Origin of the sequence: Blautia sp. JLR.GB0024 (assembly GCF_037000545.1) — a bacterium.
GTDB classification, from domain to species: domain Bacteria; phylum Bacillota; class Clostridia; order Lachnospirales; family Lachnospiraceae; genus Blautia; species Blautia celeris.
In genome coordinates, this window is sequence record NZ_JBANBF010000016.1 from 83957 (window position 1) to 100546 (window position 16590).

At 46.7% G+C, this 16590-nt stretch carries 15 protein-coding genes; 1 reads left to right on the plus strand and 14 read right to left on the minus strand.

What is annotated here, in order from left to right; translation table 11 throughout:
* Positions 1-2 precede the first annotated feature (2 nt).
* From V8Q34_RS23630 to V8Q34_RS23695, 14 genes are all read right to left on the minus strand, one after another.
* Positions 3-335 (minus strand): cupin domain-containing protein, encoded by a 333-nt coding sequence (locus V8Q34_RS23630; protein ID WP_033143628.1) that lies wholly within the window; start codon positions 333-335, stop codon positions 3-5.
* Between the two features lie 13 nt (positions 336-348).
* Positions 349-813, minus strand: coding sequence for a flavin reductase family protein (locus V8Q34_RS23635; RefSeq protein ID WP_148393030.1), 465 nt, complete (start codon positions 811-813; stop codon positions 349-351).
* Between the two features lie 30 nt (positions 814-843).
* Positions 844-2358, minus strand: a complete 1515-nt coding sequence (locus V8Q34_RS23640; protein ID WP_335836441.1) for a xylulokinase — start codon at positions 2356-2358, stop codon at positions 844-846.
* A gap of 13 nt (positions 2359-2371) precedes the next feature.
* Positions 2372-3340 carry an NAD(P)-dependent oxidoreductase gene (locus V8Q34_RS23645; RefSeq protein ID WP_335836442.1) on the minus strand — a complete coding sequence of 323 codons (969 nt, stop codon included), beginning with the start codon at positions 3338-3340 and terminating at the stop codon, positions 2372-2374.
* 153 nt (positions 3341-3493) lie between these two features.
* Positions 3494-4765 carry a TRAP transporter large permease gene (locus V8Q34_RS23650; protein ID WP_033143624.1) on the minus strand — a complete coding sequence of 424 codons (1272 nt, stop codon included), beginning with the start codon at positions 4763-4765 and terminating at the stop codon, positions 3494-3496.
* Entirely contained in the window at positions 4762-5328 is a 567-nt protein-coding gene (locus V8Q34_RS23655; RefSeq protein ID WP_033143623.1) for a TRAP transporter small permease, read from the minus strand. The genes V8Q34_RS23650 and V8Q34_RS23655 overlap by 4 nt, the downstream gene beginning before the upstream one ends.
* A 38-nt stretch (positions 5329-5366) precedes the next feature.
* Positions 5367-6419 (minus strand): DctP family TRAP transporter solute-binding subunit, encoded by a 1053-nt coding sequence (locus V8Q34_RS23660; RefSeq protein ID WP_033143622.1) that lies wholly within the window; start codon positions 6417-6419, stop codon positions 5367-5369.
* 558 nt (positions 6420-6977) lie between these two features.
* On the minus strand, positions 6978-7679 hold the full coding sequence (locus V8Q34_RS23665) for a hypothetical protein (RefSeq protein WP_335836443.1): 702 nt from the start codon (positions 7677-7679) through the stop codon (positions 6978-6980).
* Between the two features lie 37 nt (positions 7680-7716).
* Positions 7717-8682 (minus strand): D-2-hydroxyacid dehydrogenase, encoded by a 966-nt coding sequence (locus tag V8Q34_RS23670; protein ID WP_335836444.1) that lies wholly within the window; start codon positions 8680-8682, stop codon positions 7717-7719.
* 26 nt (positions 8683-8708) lie between these two features.
* Positions 8709-9500, minus strand: a complete 792-nt coding sequence (locus tag V8Q34_RS23675) for an aldolase/citrate lyase family protein (protein ID WP_335836445.1) — start codon at positions 9498-9500, stop codon at positions 8709-8711.
* Positions 9501-9740: 240 nt separating this feature from the next.
* The gene (locus V8Q34_RS23680) at positions 9741-10619 is read right to left on the minus strand and encodes a DMT family transporter (RefSeq protein ID WP_335836446.1); all 879 of its coding nucleotides are present in this window, start codon (positions 10617-10619) and stop codon (positions 9741-9743) included.
* A 136-nt stretch (positions 10620-10755) separates the two neighbouring features.
* Positions 10756-12132 (minus strand): GntP family permease, encoded by a 1377-nt coding sequence (locus tag V8Q34_RS23685; protein ID WP_033143618.1) that lies wholly within the window; start codon positions 12130-12132, stop codon positions 10756-10758.
* A gap of 34 nt (positions 12133-12166) precedes the next feature.
* Entirely contained in the window at positions 12167-13801 is a 1635-nt protein-coding gene (locus V8Q34_RS23690; protein ID WP_335836447.1) for an amidohydrolase, read from the minus strand.
* A 145-nt stretch (positions 13802-13946) separates the two neighbouring features.
* On the minus strand, positions 13947-15083 hold the full coding sequence (locus V8Q34_RS23695) for a tyrosine-type recombinase/integrase (protein WP_148393037.1): 1137 nt from the start codon (positions 15081-15083) through the stop codon (positions 13947-13949).
* Positions 15084-15395: 312 nt separating this feature from the next.
* Here V8Q34_RS23695 and V8Q34_RS23700 point away from each other — a divergent pair, with 312 nt between their 5' ends.
* The gene (locus V8Q34_RS23700) at positions 15396-16568 is read left to right on the plus strand and encodes a GGDEF domain-containing protein (RefSeq protein ID WP_335836448.1); all 1173 of its coding nucleotides are present in this window, start codon (positions 15396-15398) and stop codon (positions 16566-16568) included.
* The last annotated feature ends 22 nt before the right edge of the window (positions 16569-16590 follow it).

Consider the following 16590-nt stretch of genomic DNA (forward strand, 5'->3'; position numbering starts at 1 on the left):
TCCTATTTGAAATGGCTGGGAGCACAGCTCCATGTAATAACTGCCGGCTCCATTCCTATATTTGTCAGTTCGTGGGGTTCCCCCTCCTCTACCAGGATGATATCCCCCTCAAAAAGCTCATAGTGTCCTCCCGTATGGGGATTTCTCATGATCACATGTCCACGGCTCACAAAAAACACTTCATGGGACAACGGATGGCCGGGATCGATGCCCCCGGTCTGTCCGGGCAGAAGGGTGGAGGAACCAAATGTGATCTTACCTGTTTCCAGATATTCTCTGCAGACTTCCGGTCCGTCCAGGGAAATCCGCGCCTCTTTCTCTCTCATAACTTTCATATCTTTCCCCCTCCTAAAAGAAATCCTTTTCTCTGTATAAAAGTGCCTCTCCGGAAAATACCTGTCCACTGACCGCTTCCGCAATAAAAATACAGTGGTCAGAGCTTTCCGTCACACTCGTCACCTCACATATGATGCAGGCGGCAGCACCTTTGATAAAGGGCAGCCCCTCCTCTGTAAATTCCACATCCACTTCCGCCAGCTTGTCCTTTTTTCTTCCGCTGACACTGCCGCATTTCAGAGCAGTCTCTCTCTGATCCTTTGTCAGAACGCTCACGGAAAATCTACTGCTGGCCTTCAGAAGCTCTGCGGTGTAGTGGCTCTTTGAGACTGCCGCCATCAGCATGGGCGGCCTTCCCGATACCTGGGACAGCCAGGCTGCTGTCATCAGATTATATTTTCCGTCTGCATGGGTACCAATGACATATACGCCGTGCGTCATGGTGTTCATGGCAGACCGGATATTTTTTTCGCTCATAAGTTTGCATCCTTATCTTACATATTCGTATTACATTTTTTCAAAGCATTCGGTCAGGTCAGAGAAGAGTTTGCGGTATATGGCGTACCCTTTCTCATAGGCCTCCCGGTTGTGGGCAGAGGGTGTGATGCGTTCTTTGACTTCCACCATACTGTCCACTGCGCTTTCCACACTCTCAAAGATGCCCGTGGCAGTCCCTGCCAGTATGGCGGCTCCCAGAGATGCGGCCTCCACGGATTTGACGGTCTCCAGTGTCACCTGATTGATATCTGCCTTAATCTGACACCATACCCGGCTCTTGGAACCGCCGCCCAGGGAACGAATCTCTTTTACCCGGATTCCCATGTCGTTCAGTGCTTCTATATTCCGCCGCAAGATATAGCCCAAAGATTCCATAATAGATCTCATAAAATGCGGCATGGTATGCTGGAGGGTAAACCCGAACCAGACACCTTTCGCCTTGGAGTTCACATCCGGGGCCAGGGAACCCGCCAGATGGGGAAGCATGACCAGGCCGTCAGAACCGGCCGGTATCTTTTCCACCTGCTTACTGATCATATCGTATGCATCCTGACCTCCTCTTTTCTCAGCCAGCATTTCCACCTCACAGAATTTATCCCGGAACCAGCGCAGGGTCATGCCTCCGTTAGTGAATGTGTGGATCATATACATTCCGTTTACAGGGAAACAGAACAGGGGCATTTTACATGCAGGATCAAATACGGGTTTGTTGACCGGAACACATACGGCAAGTGCCGCACCCACAGTCTCGGAGAACATGCCCTCCCTGATATTTCCTGCACCGATGGCGCCTGCCGCCTGGTCAAGCGCGCCGGTGCAGACCGTAAGATCCGTTCCGAGGCCCAGCTCTGCTGCTACCTCGGGCAGGATTTTTCCCACTATCTCCCCGGATTCCCTGACAGGGGCAAGCTGTGATTCCCTGATTCCCAGAAAATCCAGCATCTCCTGCCAGTAACTTCTTTCAATAATATCCCAGTAGGTGGAGGAGCAGACAAGAGATGGCTCTGTGGCATATTTTCCTGTCAGCCTGTAGATAAAGTAATCCTCGATCAGGAGAAACTTGTCTGTGTTCTGAAAAACTTCCGGCTCATGCTCACGTACCCAGAGGATTTTCGATGCGGGCCAGCAGGCCTCAAAACTGACCTGGCCTGTTCTCTGATAGCACTCGGCATTTCCGAAGGCCTCCTTAAGCATCTCTGCCTCCCTGACTGCGCGGTTGTCCATCCATACAATGGCATTTCTTAGAGGCCTGCCGTCCTTGTCCAGAAAGAAGATGGTCTCCCCCTGGGCGGACATGGCAAGGGAAATCTGCGCGTCCTTTGCTATGGTGTAACGGCTTTTTATATCCTTCAGACCTGTGCAGAAGGCATCCCAATATACTTCCGGTTTTTCCTCCACATAATTAGGGGCAGGAGTCAGTAAATCGTATTCCTGGGTGGAGACAGCCAGCAGTGCACCTGTCCTGTCAAACAGGGCGATCTTCATTGCAGTGGTTCCAATGTCCAGACCAAGCAGCAATTTCATTATCCCACCTCCTCTATTTCAAAACTTCCGGGTTCACCACATTATAGGGTTTCTTCCCCTCCAGCACTCCGATGATTCCGCCCAGTGCCTCCCGGCACATGCCCATGCGTGCCTTCAGGGTACAACTGGCGATATGCGGGGTCAGTGTCACGTTGTCAAGCTCCAGAAGCTCCGGTTCCACATTCGGCTCATCCTCGAACACATCCAGGCCCGCGCCCTTGATCGTGCCGTCCTTCAATGCCTTTGCCAGTGCTTTTTCATCAACAATAGGGCCTCTCGCCGCGTTGATAAGATAGGCGCTGTCCTTCATGGCCCGGAATACTTCCGCATTGAAGATATGATGGTTCTCCGGAATATACGGCATGTGCAGGGTAATGCAGTCACTGTTCTTTACCACATCATCGAAGCTCATGTACGTTACGTTATATTCTTTTTCCACTTCCTGTGAAGCTCTGTATTTGTCAAAGTAGATGACTTTCATCCCAAGTCCCTGGGCTTTTTTGCAGACCATCTTTCCGATACGCCCGAAGCCCATGATTCCCAGCGTTCTGCCGTAGACTTCACAGTCGATATCTGAGAAATTCGGTGAGTTCCACACACCGCGGCGCACCTCCCTGTCATATCTTGCCACACCTCGCATGGTGGCGATCAGTAGAGCCACTGCATGTTCCGCTGTGGCCTCCGTCACTGTTGTGGGAGTATTTACAACAGGCAGCCCCACCTCTGTGGCATATTTCCAGTCTATGTTGTTGTAGCCCACGCCGAAATTGGCGATGACTTTCAGGTTCTTTGCCCTGTCGATCACCTTTTTGTCACCCTCGTTGTCCAGTATGAAATAAGCATCATAATCCTCGATCATTTCGTATATCTCATCATAAGAAAACGCGTGTTTTTCTCTGGACGGACAGGTGAAATCATAGTCTTCTTTATATGGGGCAAGGCATTCTTCCGGAACCCATTCTGAAATCAGTATTTTTTTCATAGATTTTACTTCCTTTCTGCTGTTTGATCACTGTTTTCATCATACCTGCAATCGCCTGCAGGGTCGATGAGCAATCTTGCATTTATCATTTCTTATCTTGTCATTTTGGCTGCATCCCGTCCTGCATATGATTGGACCTATTACAGGATTCCATCAAAGAAGGAATGTACTGATCCCCGGCACCAGCGCAACCAGAATACAGATCAGAAATACCGTCACGATCAAAGGCCATCCTTCTTTTATATAGTCAACCAGCTTCACTTTCGTAACCGACATGCAGGTAAAGAGCATTACCCCGAAAGGCGGTGTAATGCCGCCGATGGTATCCATGAGGCACATAACGATACCGAGATGGATAGGGCTGATTCCCAGCGCTATGGCGGCAGGGACCAGAAGAGGCGGCAGTATGATCAGGGCAGCCGCTGCATCCAGGAACATGCCCAGGATAAAGAGGAACAAAAGGACCAGCATGATGAATACATATTTGTTGCTTGTCAGGTTCAGAAGCGCGGAAGCCATGTTCTGCGGAATCTGCTCCCAGACCATATACTGTGAGAACAGGCCTGCTGCCGATAAGATCAGCAGAACGTTAGCTGTGCTTGACACAGAGTCAACAATAATATGTTTGATATGTTCTCTCTTCAGCTCTTTATATACGAATTTACCGATGATGATGGAGTAGACAATGGTCACCGCACCGCATTCCGTGGGTGTGAAAATCCCCATCCTCAGACCCATAATGATTCCAAAGGGCAGAATCAGTGCCCAGACGGATTTTTTAAGCTGAGGCCATATTTCCTTCCAGGTTGGCCTGTGGCTCCTGGATGCAATAAACCCTCTTTTTTTCGATACGATATAATTGGTGATCATAAGGGAAATGGCGATCAATATTCCCGGTATGTAACCTGCGAGGAACATGTCCCCGATAGATACACTTGCCGCCGTCGCATAGATGATCAGGCAGATTCCCGGCGGTATGATGGGTGTGATACAGGAGGATGCCGCTGTGATCGCCGCCGCATAACCTTTTGTATATCCTCTCTTCTCCATTTCCGGCACCAGCATCTTGCTCTCAAAGGCACAATCCGCGCAGGAGGAACCTGAGATTCCGCCCATGAATGTGCTGAGCAGCACATTCGTATGCCCCAGACCGCCTGTAAAATGCCCTGTCAGCACTTCACAGAAATCCATCAGACTGCTGGAGATTCCTCCGTATCCCATGATACATCCGGCTGTGATGAAGAACGGTACTGCCAGCATGGTAAAGGATTCCGATGTGGACAGCAGTGACTGGGTCATGACATCCATGGGCACTCCCTCACACATAAATACAAAATACACAAGCGCTGAAATGATCATGGAAAATGCAACCGGTATATTCAGGAAAAACAGTACAAAAACCAGTAAAATCGGCCATAGATTCATCTTTCTTCACCCCTTTCTTCTGTCTGTTCCCTCTCCTCAAGAACCATATCCTCCACGGTTTCCACAGTAAAGATTCCCTGATATATAGGTCTTGTGTGGAAATAATCCTGGTATCTCACCACATTGATGCAGAAGAAAATAGCATGGATGAACATCAGGCCAAAGCCTACCGTCATGGCCAGAGCTTCAAAAGTATAAGGGATATTCATGATCGGTGTCTTTCTTGTCCACGCATTTACGGAATATACCAGGCTTAAATATGCCGCTGCTCCGATACACACAATCTGCACTATCATGGAAAACATAGTTACCACCACTTTTAATTTTTCAGGAAAAACCCTTACCAGGATATCAATGGAACTGTGCTGATACCGTTTGTACACTGCACTGGCTCCCACAAAGATCAGCCAGGCAAAGCAGAAATACGATATTTCCTCTGCCCAGGGATAGCTCTTGCTCAGGACCAGTCTGCAGAATACATTAAAAACTGTTGCCACAGACATGATACAGAGAGCGATACCAGCAATAATCTCTTCTATATTTACACATATTTTTTTCAGCATTTTTTCTCCTAACCCCCTTTTCAGGACAGGCCGTCTGTCTATTCGTGGCCTAACGCTTTTTTCGCTCTGTCATACAAACCTTCCGACCATTCCGGGAATTTCGTATATACAACCTGGCAGGCTTCCTTAAAGGCTTCTGTGTCAGCTTCGTGGAATTCTACGCCCTCTGCCTCCATTTTTTCTTTGATCGCCTCTTCGTCCGCAAGCACGTGCTCTGTGGTGTACTCGGCAAAGCTGACGGCTTCCTCCTTCAGAATCGTCTGCAGGTCCTCATCCAGGCTCTTGTACACATCTGTGGATATGATGATTCCATCCGGTGCTATAATATGAGATGTCATGGTCACGTGTTTGGCAACCTCCTGGAATTTCGCAGCGTAAATCAGGGAAAGCGGATTTTCCATGGCATCACAGACTCCCTGCTGCAGGGCTGTGTAAACCTCTGAAAAAGCAACGGTTGTAGGGCTTGCGCCCATGGCCTTTACCATCTCGATCTGAAGCGGGGTACTCGGCACACGGAATTTCACACCCTTCATCTCACTCAGGTCAGCAACCGAATGCGTTGCAATGGTCTGTCGGGTTCCGTAGTAACCGCTCATGTTGTCAAGGACTGTGATGCCTGCATCTGCACACTTCTGTGCCAGATCTTCACCGAATTCCGAAAATGCCAGTTCCTTAATTTCAGATACGTCATCATACAGGTAAGGGGCAAACATGATGGCATAATCCGGACAGTAATCCTTCAGCAGGGCAGGGTCCACATAATTCATCATGTAGCTTCCTCTTCCAATCTGTTCAATGACCGCGTCGTCATCACCCATAACAGAATCCGCAAAGACCTGAATCTCCAGTCTTCCGTCACACCGCTCATTCACTTTCTCTGCAAATGTCTCGATGTCCTTGGATATGACGCTGTCACTGGGAATAGAGTGCGCGAATTTAAGCGTTATCTTTTTTCCGCTCTGTTGTTCCGCTCCCGCTGCTTTCACTTCACTTCCGCTTGTCTTGTTTTGGCCGCTGCCGCCGCAGCCGGACATCATGCCTGCCGCCAATGCTGTTACTGCTGCAAATACTATTACTTTTCTCATCTTCATAATCTGATTTCCTTCTTTCTTTTTTATTTGTAATGGTCCCGTCCTCTTCCGGATACCGGCTTACAGAACCTTTCCAACTGCCGAAAACCGCTTTGCGATAGACCGATGCCTGATACCGCTGTCTTCTCATACGGTCAGCGCAGGAATTGCGCAGACCTGTCTGGACGGTTAGAAACAGTTACCATATATCTTCTGATTCATCTGCATGTTTTTTTCATCCCCCGGGCATTTTATCCACTCCTTCCCTGTCACTGTTTCAAGCACTTCAATGTAATAATAGAATACAGGAAACATGTGTCAAATCCTATAATATATCTTGCACACGGGGTTTCTTTTCTTGTCATTCTGTATACTATCTTTTTGATTTTTCATCTGTTTTCATCACTTTATCCTAATCCTGCTGTTAATCCGGCGCGTACCGGAACGAGCCAGAAATTTTTTTCACTGTAATGGAGGAAAGAAAATGCAGTACAGACTATGGAACTGCTTATTTCTTTATAAACTAAACGGTCCGCAGTCATTTACCGCGAACCGTTTGTTCTTACGCCTGCTTTGCCATTAAGCGACAGCGTCCTCTATTCCTAAATATTTTAAAAATCCAACAACATACACCAGATTATCCCTGAATGTCCCTTCCTTTACAAAATTCTTTGTAAACAGCGCGCTTCCCATGGTAAAGCACCAGGGATTCATCTCCTTTACAAGTTCCATCCTCTCCTCTGAGCCGATACTTCCGGCCAGGACGACGGGTGTTTTTGCTTTGCGGATATACTCTGCGGAGAGTTCTGTGGGATCTCCGTCCACATAGCGGTATCCTAACAGGTCTGTTCCGAATACGCCCTTTTCCGCAAATGCTGCCTCCTGCGCAAGCATCTCCTCCACAGTTCCCTCCAAAATGCTGGGGCTCTTTGATACCTTTCCTGCAAACGGGCAGTATTTTAATCCCTGTTTTTTTACATACTCAGCTACACTGTCATAGTATAAAGTGCCTAAGAGATAGTCAAAGCCGCATTCCACTGCCAGTTTTGCACCTCTCATACATTCTTCTTCACTGTATGACACCACTTCCAGAAAAGAAGTCTTGCCGGCTTCTCTCATCTTTGTGCAGAGCACTTTCATTTTTTCAGGTTCCATTCCAACGTCCTTGAATCCCCAATACTGGATGGGAAGATCTTTGTTTTCCTCAAAAATTTCAATTGCGTTTGGCACGGTTTTATCATTATGGGTAAGCATGATGATGATCTTATCTAACATTGACATTTTTATTTCTCCTTTTTCACATTCATGGATTCTAAAATTATGGGTTCACTACGTTTACAGGGCTGCCGTCTGTAAAGGCTTTCAAATTGTCCACGGCAATATTCATAAGCCTGCTTCTGCTCTCTTTCGGGGCCCAGGAAATGTGCGGGGTTATGATACAGTTCTTTGCCTTCAGCAGCGGGTTATTGCCTTTTATGGGTTCTGTGGACACCACATCCAGGCCTGCGGCATAAACCTTTCCTGTATTCAGAGCATCCGCCAGGTCCTGTTCCGCAATTAACGGTCCTCTGGAATTATTTAAGATAATTACACCGTCTTTCATCTTTGCAATACTTTCTCTGTTGATCATTCCCTCTGTACTTGGAAAGAGCGGGCAGTGCAGGGCGATCACGTCCGCACGTGCATACAGTTCTTCCACTGTGACGTACTCTGCGATCTCTTCCCCGGATTTGTTGGGATATTCATCATTGGCGATCACCTGCATACCAAGAGCTTTCGCAATGCGCCCTGTGGCCTGCCCTATACGGCCAAAACCAATCACTCCCATGGTTTTGCCTGCAAGCTCGATCAGGGGATAATCCCAGAAACACCAGTCCGCATTGTTCTCCCAGCGCCCCTCGTGGACTGCGTCACTGTGGTGCGCCACATGATGACAGATTTCCAGCAGCATGGCAATGGCAAACTGTCCCACAGCCGCAGTGCCGTATGTTGGAATATTGGAAACGGGGATTCCCTTTTCTTTTGCAGCGGCAACATCCACCACGTTGTACCCGGTAGCCAGGACACCTACGAATCTGATGCTGCTGCATGCATCGAATACCTCTCTCGGAAGCGGGGTTTTATTTGTGTAGACCACCTCTGCATCACCGATTCTGTCAATGATCTCCTGTACATCCGTCAGGGATGTCCTGTCATAGACTGTGACCTGCCCAAAAGCTTCCATCCCTTTCCAGTCCAGATCTCCGGGATTCAATGTGTAGCCGTCTAATACTACAATCTTCATCTGTATCTCTCCCTTCCTAAGACTGCTTATTTGATGGCGTCTGCCATATCTTTTACATCCTTACAGGTACCGGTCCAGGCTGCCATGAGGATGTCCATCTGATCCAGGATACAGAAATGTTTTACTCCCATATTTCTGTAATATTCTGCGTCTTCAAGGGTGGCGATCTCCACTCTTGGCTGCACTCCGTGTTTTAATGCGGTCCTGATCATTCTCTCGTGCTCTGCCTGCACCTCCTCTTTGTGGTCCGCACAGTTCCATCCTCTGCTCATGCAGTAATCGGAAGGTCCGAACTGAACCATATCCACACCGGGAATGGAGCAGATCTCTTCAATGCTGTCCATTGCCTCTTTCTTTTCGATCATAAAAGCTTTTACAAGGCTGCGGTTCATGGCCGCATAGTCCATCTGTTTTAATTCCGGATGGTAGTTGATCCATCTTGCATTGGGATAACCGAATTTGCCGTTGTCCTCCGGTGTCTTCGGCAGTAATTTTTCAATGGTCTCTTTCACCTGCTCCGGTGTCTCGTGGTCTGTGAACAGGATTGCCTGGAAACCACAGGCCGCCGCTTTCTGTGCCACATAGAACCGGTTCTGGAAATCCACTTTGATCATGGAGCCTGTGTTGTACAGCTCACATGTCCTGACAAAATTCTCAAGATCATTGAAAGAGAACGGTGCATACTCTGCCAGAAATTCAAAGTAATCAAAGTTTCCGGTTGAAGCTGCAGCCTCCACGATCGTGGGCCATGTGCTCCAGATTCTGGTGTTGACGGTTGCTTTTCCTTCGTTAAGCTTTTCTCTTAATTTGTTTAACATAGTGCATTCTCCTTTTTTGGTTGTGTTGTTTTTTTCTTGATATCAGAATACCGGAAAATGCGCTGTAAAACGATTATTATTCTTGTTCACTACATTTCTTATCCTGTCATTGTTGTTTTGCCTGCAAGAAGGAGCGGAAATACCAAAGGAACGAATCGAACTGCGGCTCGGTTATCCATCACGTAAAAAGATGCCTGCCGGAAATTCCGGCAGACACCTTTAAAATAAATATTCAATCCATTATTGTGTTTTTAATTCCGAAATGAGCACAGCCCCAAGCATACATACGCACCCTGCAAACATACGCGCCGTAAACCTCTCATGCAGAAGTAATACGGAAAACAGCATTCCGAACACTGCTTCTGTCGTCAGAAGGACGGATGCCACATTCGGATTTATCCGTTTCTGGCATACAATCTGCAAAAGAAACCCTGCCATAGTACTGAAGATTCCAAGATACAACATTTTCCCGGCCATCCCCGGTTCAAATACCTGCATCGGAAACGGTATCTGCCCTGCCAGGATGCAGAGCCAGGAAATGAGGTTTGCAAAGAAAAACTGCAGGGCCGTCAGTACCACAGGGTCGGTTTTCCTTGTATATTTATCTACAAATATAATATGCAAAGCAAGACCTGCGCCGCATATGACAGTCAGAAAGTCTCCGGTTTGAACCGTCAGATCCCCTCGTATGGATAAAAGGCCAATGCCCAAAATTGCGATGAAAGCAGCGGCAACACATTTTCTGTCCGGGCGTCTTTTTTCTATCCACCAATATAAAAACGGTACAAGAATCACGTATATAGTTGTGATGAATGCATTTTTGCCTGCTGTCGTATACTTGCATCCCAATGTCTGAAAAAACTGGCTGACAAACAACAGGGCTCCCAATACCATACCCTGTTTTATAACAGGTAAAGGTATCCCCGCCGGTAAAGATTTCCTGCAAAGTAAAAAAACTGCCATCCCCACAGAGGCGATCAGATAGCGCAGCGCCAGCAGATAGAGAACGGGAATGGATTCCGTGGAATCCTTTACCACCACAAAAGAAAATCCCCACAGCAATGTGGCGGTCAAAAGCCCCAGGCTCCCCCATATCTGCTGTTTTCCTGCTTTGTCCATTTTATCACCTCCCCGTATCGTTTGCCTTTAGTCTACACGGAAAAGGCCGGGGAGGCGATTATCTATGTTGTGATTTTCATTTCTTTTTCTGCTGTTTCTGCAGATACAGCAGTTTCCTCTGAATCTGGCTTCTTTTTTAAAGCAATCCGGGAAGTACATTCTGGAATAAAGACAATATAAGTACCGCTCCCAGTATACCAAGTCCGCCCAAAAATCCGCCCACGGTCCAGCAGCGGAAGGTCTCCGGTATACTGATTCTGTTGAATTTGCTGATTGACCAGAACCCGGAATCATTCGGAAGAGACAGACCCACTCCCCCTGCACAGATGGCAACTGCTGCCAGTATAGGCGAAGTACCTGCTGCAATAACTGTTGAATAAAGGATTGCCGAAGTAGTTGTGATGGCCACTGTGGTCGACCCCTGAGCCAAGCGGATGATCTGTGCCAGCGCAAATCCCAGTATAAGCACAGGAATGTGGAGATTTCCAAATACCTGAGCCATATAATCTCCGATACCGGTCAGCTGAATTACCTTTCCGAACGCTCCGCCTGCACCTGTAATCAGCAGAATCATACCCACCTGATCCAGACCGCGCCCCATGATCTCACTCATACTTCCTTTGATATAAGGCTTTGCAATCAACATGGCACATAATACGCCCACTGCCATAGCCAGATTCTTATTTCCGATAAAGGCCAGATACGGAACTGCCCCATTGTTTTCCGGGAGAAGTACCGATGCAAAGCTGCCAATCACGATCATCAGAATTGGTATCAGAAGTATCAGCATCGCTGCTCCGAAAGAGATTTTCTTATCGCTGCTCTCTTCTTTTTCCATAGTTTTTTGTTCTTCCAGTTCAAATTCATCCAGAACCCTCACATATCCGCTTTTCTTTTCCTTACGGTCCAGATATTTTCCCCATAAAATACCACCGGTCAAAAATCCAACAAGGCCAGCCAGAGTGGAATACACAAAGAAGACCCCGATATTCAACTCCATATTTTCACAGACTGCAAGAGGCCCAGCTGTGGGAATTACACACGCCGCGGTTATGGAAGCTGCAACCGCATAGCAGGAGACAAATGACAGACGGCTGATATTTGTCTTCCTGGACAAAGCTCTGACCATAGTGGAAAACAAAACCGTGACCACATCCCCAAATACAGGTATCCCCGCAAAATATGCAGCGATTCCAAGTCCCGCCGGAGAGTTCTTTTCCCCGAACAGATGAATCATTTTGTCTGCAATGGCATTGATTCCCCCTGATTCAAAAAGCAGCATTCCCAGCATGACACCCATACCGGTTACAATTCCTATACCGCCTATGGTTCCGGAAAATCCATCTGCCACTGCGGACGTAATATCTCCAAAAGGCATTCTGACAAGCAAAGCGGTAAGAAATGATGTGATGATCAATGATACGAATGCATTCAATTTAAACTTAATGATGGTCACCAGCAAAAATGCCAGTGAGACGATAAATATAACAATTAATAAAGGTCCTGTTACCATTTTTTCCTCCTCCGTTTTCCATATAAACTGTTATTTAAATGTGTTCATAAACACATTTACCACCCAAAACTGTTTTTAAAACACAAATGTCCTTTATTTCATCCACAGGACACTCCATAATATCCCTGTCCAATATTACAAAGTCAGCCAGCTTTCCTTTTTCAATGGTGCCTTTTATATTCTCCTCGAACTGTCCAAAAGCGGCCCAGTCAGTATAAGTCCTAAGGGCTGCCTCCCTGGAGATACAGTTTTCGGGAAACCATCCGCCCTCCGGATTTCCATCCTGGTCTTTCCTTGTCACCGCTGCATAAATTCCCCAGAAAGGATTGGCCGGGGAGGACGGCGAGTCAGATCCGCCTATGACCTTCACTCCTTTTTTCCATGGCATTCCGCTGGCATATGAACGTGCTGCCCTCTCTTTTCCGATACGGCGTTCTGCCATGGGAGCGCTTCTCGGGGCATGGATGGCCTGCATCCCCGGAAGAATACCCAGTTTTCTGATTCGGTCCACATCCTCCTCTGTCACCAACTGGAAATGTTCAATCCTGAATCTGTGGTCCGCACCGGAATTTTCACCCAGCACTTTCTCATAAGTATCTATGACCTGTCTGTTTGCTCTGTCCCCAATGGCATGAGTGATGACCTGGAACCCATGGCTGTATGCTTCCTTGACCAGGGCATATAACTCTTCATCTGAATGATTTAATTTTCCCCTGTATCCGGGCCTGTCCGTATAATCTTCATACAATGCAGCACTCTGTGACCCAAAAGAACCGTCTGCAAAATATTTCACCGCACGGATTGAAAGATGTTTCTCATACAGTCCAATCTCCGGGCCTGTCTTGTAATAACTCTTCCACGACAGATCATCCGCTTCACCCGGCAGTGCCCCCAGAGCTCCGCTGATCCGCAGCTGCAGACTGTCCTCTTCAAAAAGCTTTTTCATACAGCGGATATGGCTGGATATCACATTCATGGCCATAACCGAAGTAAATCCCAGCTTAAAGGATTCATTCTGGGCACAGAGCAGTGCCTCCTCCATTTGCTTCTCTGTGAGCGGCGGGATTTTATCAACTACCAATTTACAGGCGTTATCGCTGACACATCCCAACAGTTCCCCATCCTCTCTTTTCAGGATTTCCCCGCCCTGGGGATTTGGCGTATCCTTTGTGATTCCTGCCAGTTCCAAAGCTTTTGAGTTCAGCCAGAGCATATGTCCGTCACATCTTCCCAGCGATACCGGATTGTCCGGTACCACTGCGTCAAGCTCTTCCTTTGTGGGATAACTTTTTTCCTCCCATACCTCGTTGTTCCAACCGAAATCACTTTGAATCCATTCCCCCGGACACAGCGTATCTGCTTTTTCGCGGAGCTGCTGAAAAATTTCTTCTTTTTGCTTCCAAAAACAATCAATCTGCATAGATACTTCACCGAATTTCAGCAGATGGGTATGCCCCTCTATCAGTCCCGGTATCACACAGGCTCTGTCCAGATTCACATATTTTGTATCAGAATTTCCATACTGCTTCATTTCATCAAAGGTTCCGGTATCTATGAGATATTGTCCCTTTACAGCAAATGACTGAACAATTGTCATATTCTGATCCATGGTGTAGATTTTACCATTATAATATATGACATCTGCAGATTTATCTTGTTGTTTGTACATACTTTTCTCCTTTCCCTTGTTGTATTTTTATGTATTTTAGCATGTAATCTGTAAAGTCAGAATCCTTTATTTTGTCATGCAGATGTTTTATCTTGCAGAATTTTGTCGAAAAATGCTCCTGACAATCAACCATTATTCTTTTATCTCAGGGTGTTGTGAGCCGGTTCATATATTCCCTCTTTATATCAGCCTGTATATGAACATAAAGATCCAGCGTTGTCTTTACGGAAGTATGTCCCAAAATCTCTGACAGGGATTTCGTATCAAAGCCCTGTTCTATCCAGCGGCAGGAGAACTGATGGCGAAGGGAATGTATTTTTATGTGTGGTATCTGACATTTTTTCAAAAGAGCTGCATATCTTCGCTGCACTGTGCGCGGCTCCGCACAGTTCTCCGTTCCTGTCAGAAGAAAGAAACTTCCGTTCTTCTTCAACGCTTTTCCCATAGACTGCAGGCGGTCGGGAAGAGGGATCTCCCGTATGGAGGTTGAAGTTTTCGGCGTGCCGATGTTAAGCCGTGTCCGCGGACACTCCCTTTTTCCCTCTTCTATGGTCATATCCAGATTCTTTACACGTGTAACTGTCCGGCGGATGTATATTTTGCAGTCTTCAAAGTCTATGTCCTCCCATTTCAGCCCACAGAGCTCACCCACACGTATGCCTGTATACATACATAAAAAGATACCGAAAGTAAACGGATCCGTACCTTCACTCAAGCAGGCATCCAGTTTCCTGAAATCCTCTTTACTCATGATCCGTATTTCTTTACCACCGGCGGGAATCCGGGGAAATTTCAGGAGTTCGGCAGGAAGGCACCCCTGTTCCTGCCCATAACGCAGTATATTCTTCAGCACTCCCATAATCACATGTATACTTCCATAGGACATCCCTCTTTCCAGTTCCTGCTGGACAAAATTTAACAGGGTGCGGTTTGTAAATTTCCTAATCTGCATATCCCCTAATACAGGCAGTATATGATTATTCAGTATTTCTCCGTAATTGGAATACGTGCTTTCTTTTACGGTATAACGGATATGGTTCTTCCAATGTATACTGACTGTACGGATTCTGTCATCTTCCGGCAGTGCGGATGGCTGGCCGCCGTATGAAAAAAAGGGCGGGAACTCTGATATGATTTTTATTTTCTTATCTTTAACCTCTTTATACGACTTGCCATACAGATATCCATACCTGATTTTACCGTCCATATCACGCCCTTTCATATAACGCGCTTCCCAACGACCGTCTTTTCTTTTCCTGATGTTTTCACCTTTTCTGGGCATTTTGACCTCCTTGACCTTCTGAGTCTTCCGTGGCTGTGATTTACGGATTCAGACCACTTTTTACCACTCATTGTTAACAAATCACTTTTGCGGTGAAATAAAAAGTATACGGCTGCGAAACTCCTCCATATTATAATATAATTGAAATCCACCAAAAAAAGTCATCACCTCAATCTCTGTTGGCAATGACTTTCATAATGGCAGGACAGGCATATATGCCGGCTGCAGATATTTTTTTATTTTGCTTTTCATTACAATTTATTATATAATATGGAAGTATCCATCATCATACGTCTGCATAAAGGATTAAATATGTTAAAAGACAAGTTACATTCTCTCATTTACTTTCCTTATGAAGAAAAATACCGGGACCAGTTGGAACTGGGAATGGTTTCTCTAAATTATAAATCCGAGCGGGTAATTGCCTGGGTCATGCTGGTTACGCAGATCTTTATGATTCTAGTCTTTACTTTTCGTCCCGGCAGTATTTTTTACAGCTTTCGCAGGCTTCGCTATGTCATAGCCTATACGGTATTGTGTGCAGGACTGCTTGTGCTTCTTTCTCTCCACAGATGCGCCAAAGATAACTGGCGGCTGCATTCCAGACTCTGTATATCTTTCGGCGTACTGCTTTCTCTGTGGATTGGATGCATTTCCTATCTGGATGCACTGGGGGATGTGAGCATTATTGTATATTGCTCCTTTCTTCCTATGATGGCTGCTTTTCTTATAGTGCCGCCTTTTATTTTAAGCATCCTGCTTATTTTCACATGCATCCTGACCAACTGCCTGGTGCTCGGGACTCCTTACGGGCAGGAAAATGTATTCAGCACATTGGTAAACAGCATTTTTATCTGTGTGTTATCCATTGTCTATGCTTATCGTATGTACCACGCACGTTTGACCGGTATTTACGACAAGATCATCATTGACCAGAAAAACCGGCAGTTGGAAGCTGCCAATGAAAAACTGGACCTGCTGTCCATGACGGACACTCTGACCGGCCTCGGCAACCGGCGCTATCTGGAGGAATCCGTGAGATCACCCCTGGAGAAATATGGTATCCACATGGGCTCCCTGGCTGTTTTACTGCTGGACATTGACTTTTTTAAACAGTATAATGACCGTTACGGCCATCAGCAGGGAGATTTGTGCCTGCAGGCAGTTGCCTCTGTCTTATCCTCCTGCGCAGAAGATGATAATTTCCATGCTGTCAGATACGGTGGTGAAGAGTTTGTTCTTGTGATAACCGGGCTTTCCTCTGACGTTATAATGGAAAAAACAGAACAGATTCGTAAATCGGTCGCCTCTGTTCAAATTCCCGGTCCCATCAAAGCCGGAACTTCCGTTACAGTAAGTGTGGGCGTCTCTTTTCACGAATCATGGGAACCGGGCCTTTTGGAAACTGCCATCTCCGAGGCAGACCGAGCGCTGTATCAGGCAAAACAAAACGGCCGTAACCAGACGGTTCTGTTCAGCAAATAAGCATAAAAGACTCATCTGCGGA

Coding starts and splice junctions, on each gene's coding strand:
- V8Q34_RS23635 (WP_148393030.1), bottom strand. CDS start 813: ATGAGCGAAAAAAATATCCGGTCTGCCATGAACACCATGACGCACGGC.
- V8Q34_RS23660 (WP_033143622.1), bottom strand. CDS start 6,419: ATGAAGATGAGAAAAGTAATAGTATTTGCAGCAGTAACAGCATTGGCG.
- V8Q34_RS23665 (WP_335836443.1), bottom strand. CDS start 7,679: ATGTCAATGTTAGATAAGATCATCATCATGCTTACCCATAATGATAAA.
- V8Q34_RS23690 (WP_335836447.1), bottom strand. CDS start 13,801: ATGTACAAACAACAAGATAAATCTGCAGATGTCATATATTATAATGGT.
- V8Q34_RS23655 (WP_033143623.1), bottom strand. CDS start 5,328: ATGCTGAAAAAAATATGTGTAAATATAGAAGAGATTATTGCTGGTATC.
- V8Q34_RS23640 (WP_335836441.1), bottom strand. CDS start 2,358: ATGAAATTGCTGCTTGGTCTGGACATTGGAACCACTGCAATGAAGATC.
- V8Q34_RS23695 (WP_148393037.1), bottom strand. CDS start 15,083: ATGCCCAGAAAAGGTGAAAACATCAGGAAAAGAAAAGACGGTCGTTGG.
- V8Q34_RS23675 (WP_335836445.1), bottom strand. CDS start 9,500: ATGTTAAACAAATTAAGAGAAAAGCTTAACGAAGGAAAAGCAACCGTC.
- V8Q34_RS23650 (WP_033143624.1), bottom strand. CDS start 4,765: ATGAATCTATGGCCGATTTTACTGGTTTTTGTACTGTTTTTCCTGAAT.
- V8Q34_RS23630 (WP_033143628.1), bottom strand. CDS start 335: ATGAAAGTTATGAGAGAGAAAGAGGCGCGGATTTCCCTGGACGGACCG.
- V8Q34_RS23680 (WP_335836446.1), bottom strand. CDS start 10,619: ATGGACAAAGCAGGAAAACAGCAGATATGGGGGAGCCTGGGGCTTTTG.
- V8Q34_RS23700 (WP_335836448.1), top strand. CDS start 15,396: ATGTTAAAAGACAAGTTACATTCTCTCATTTACTTTCCTTATGAAGAA.
- V8Q34_RS23645 (WP_335836442.1), bottom strand. CDS start 3,340: ATGAAAAAAATACTGATTTCAGAATGGGTTCCGGAAGAATGCCTTGCC.
- V8Q34_RS23685 (WP_033143618.1), bottom strand. CDS start 12,132: ATGGTAACAGGACCTTTATTAATTGTTATATTTATCGTCTCACTGGCA.
- V8Q34_RS23670 (WP_335836444.1), bottom strand. CDS start 8,682: ATGAAGATTGTAGTATTAGACGGCTACACATTGAATCCCGGAGATCTG.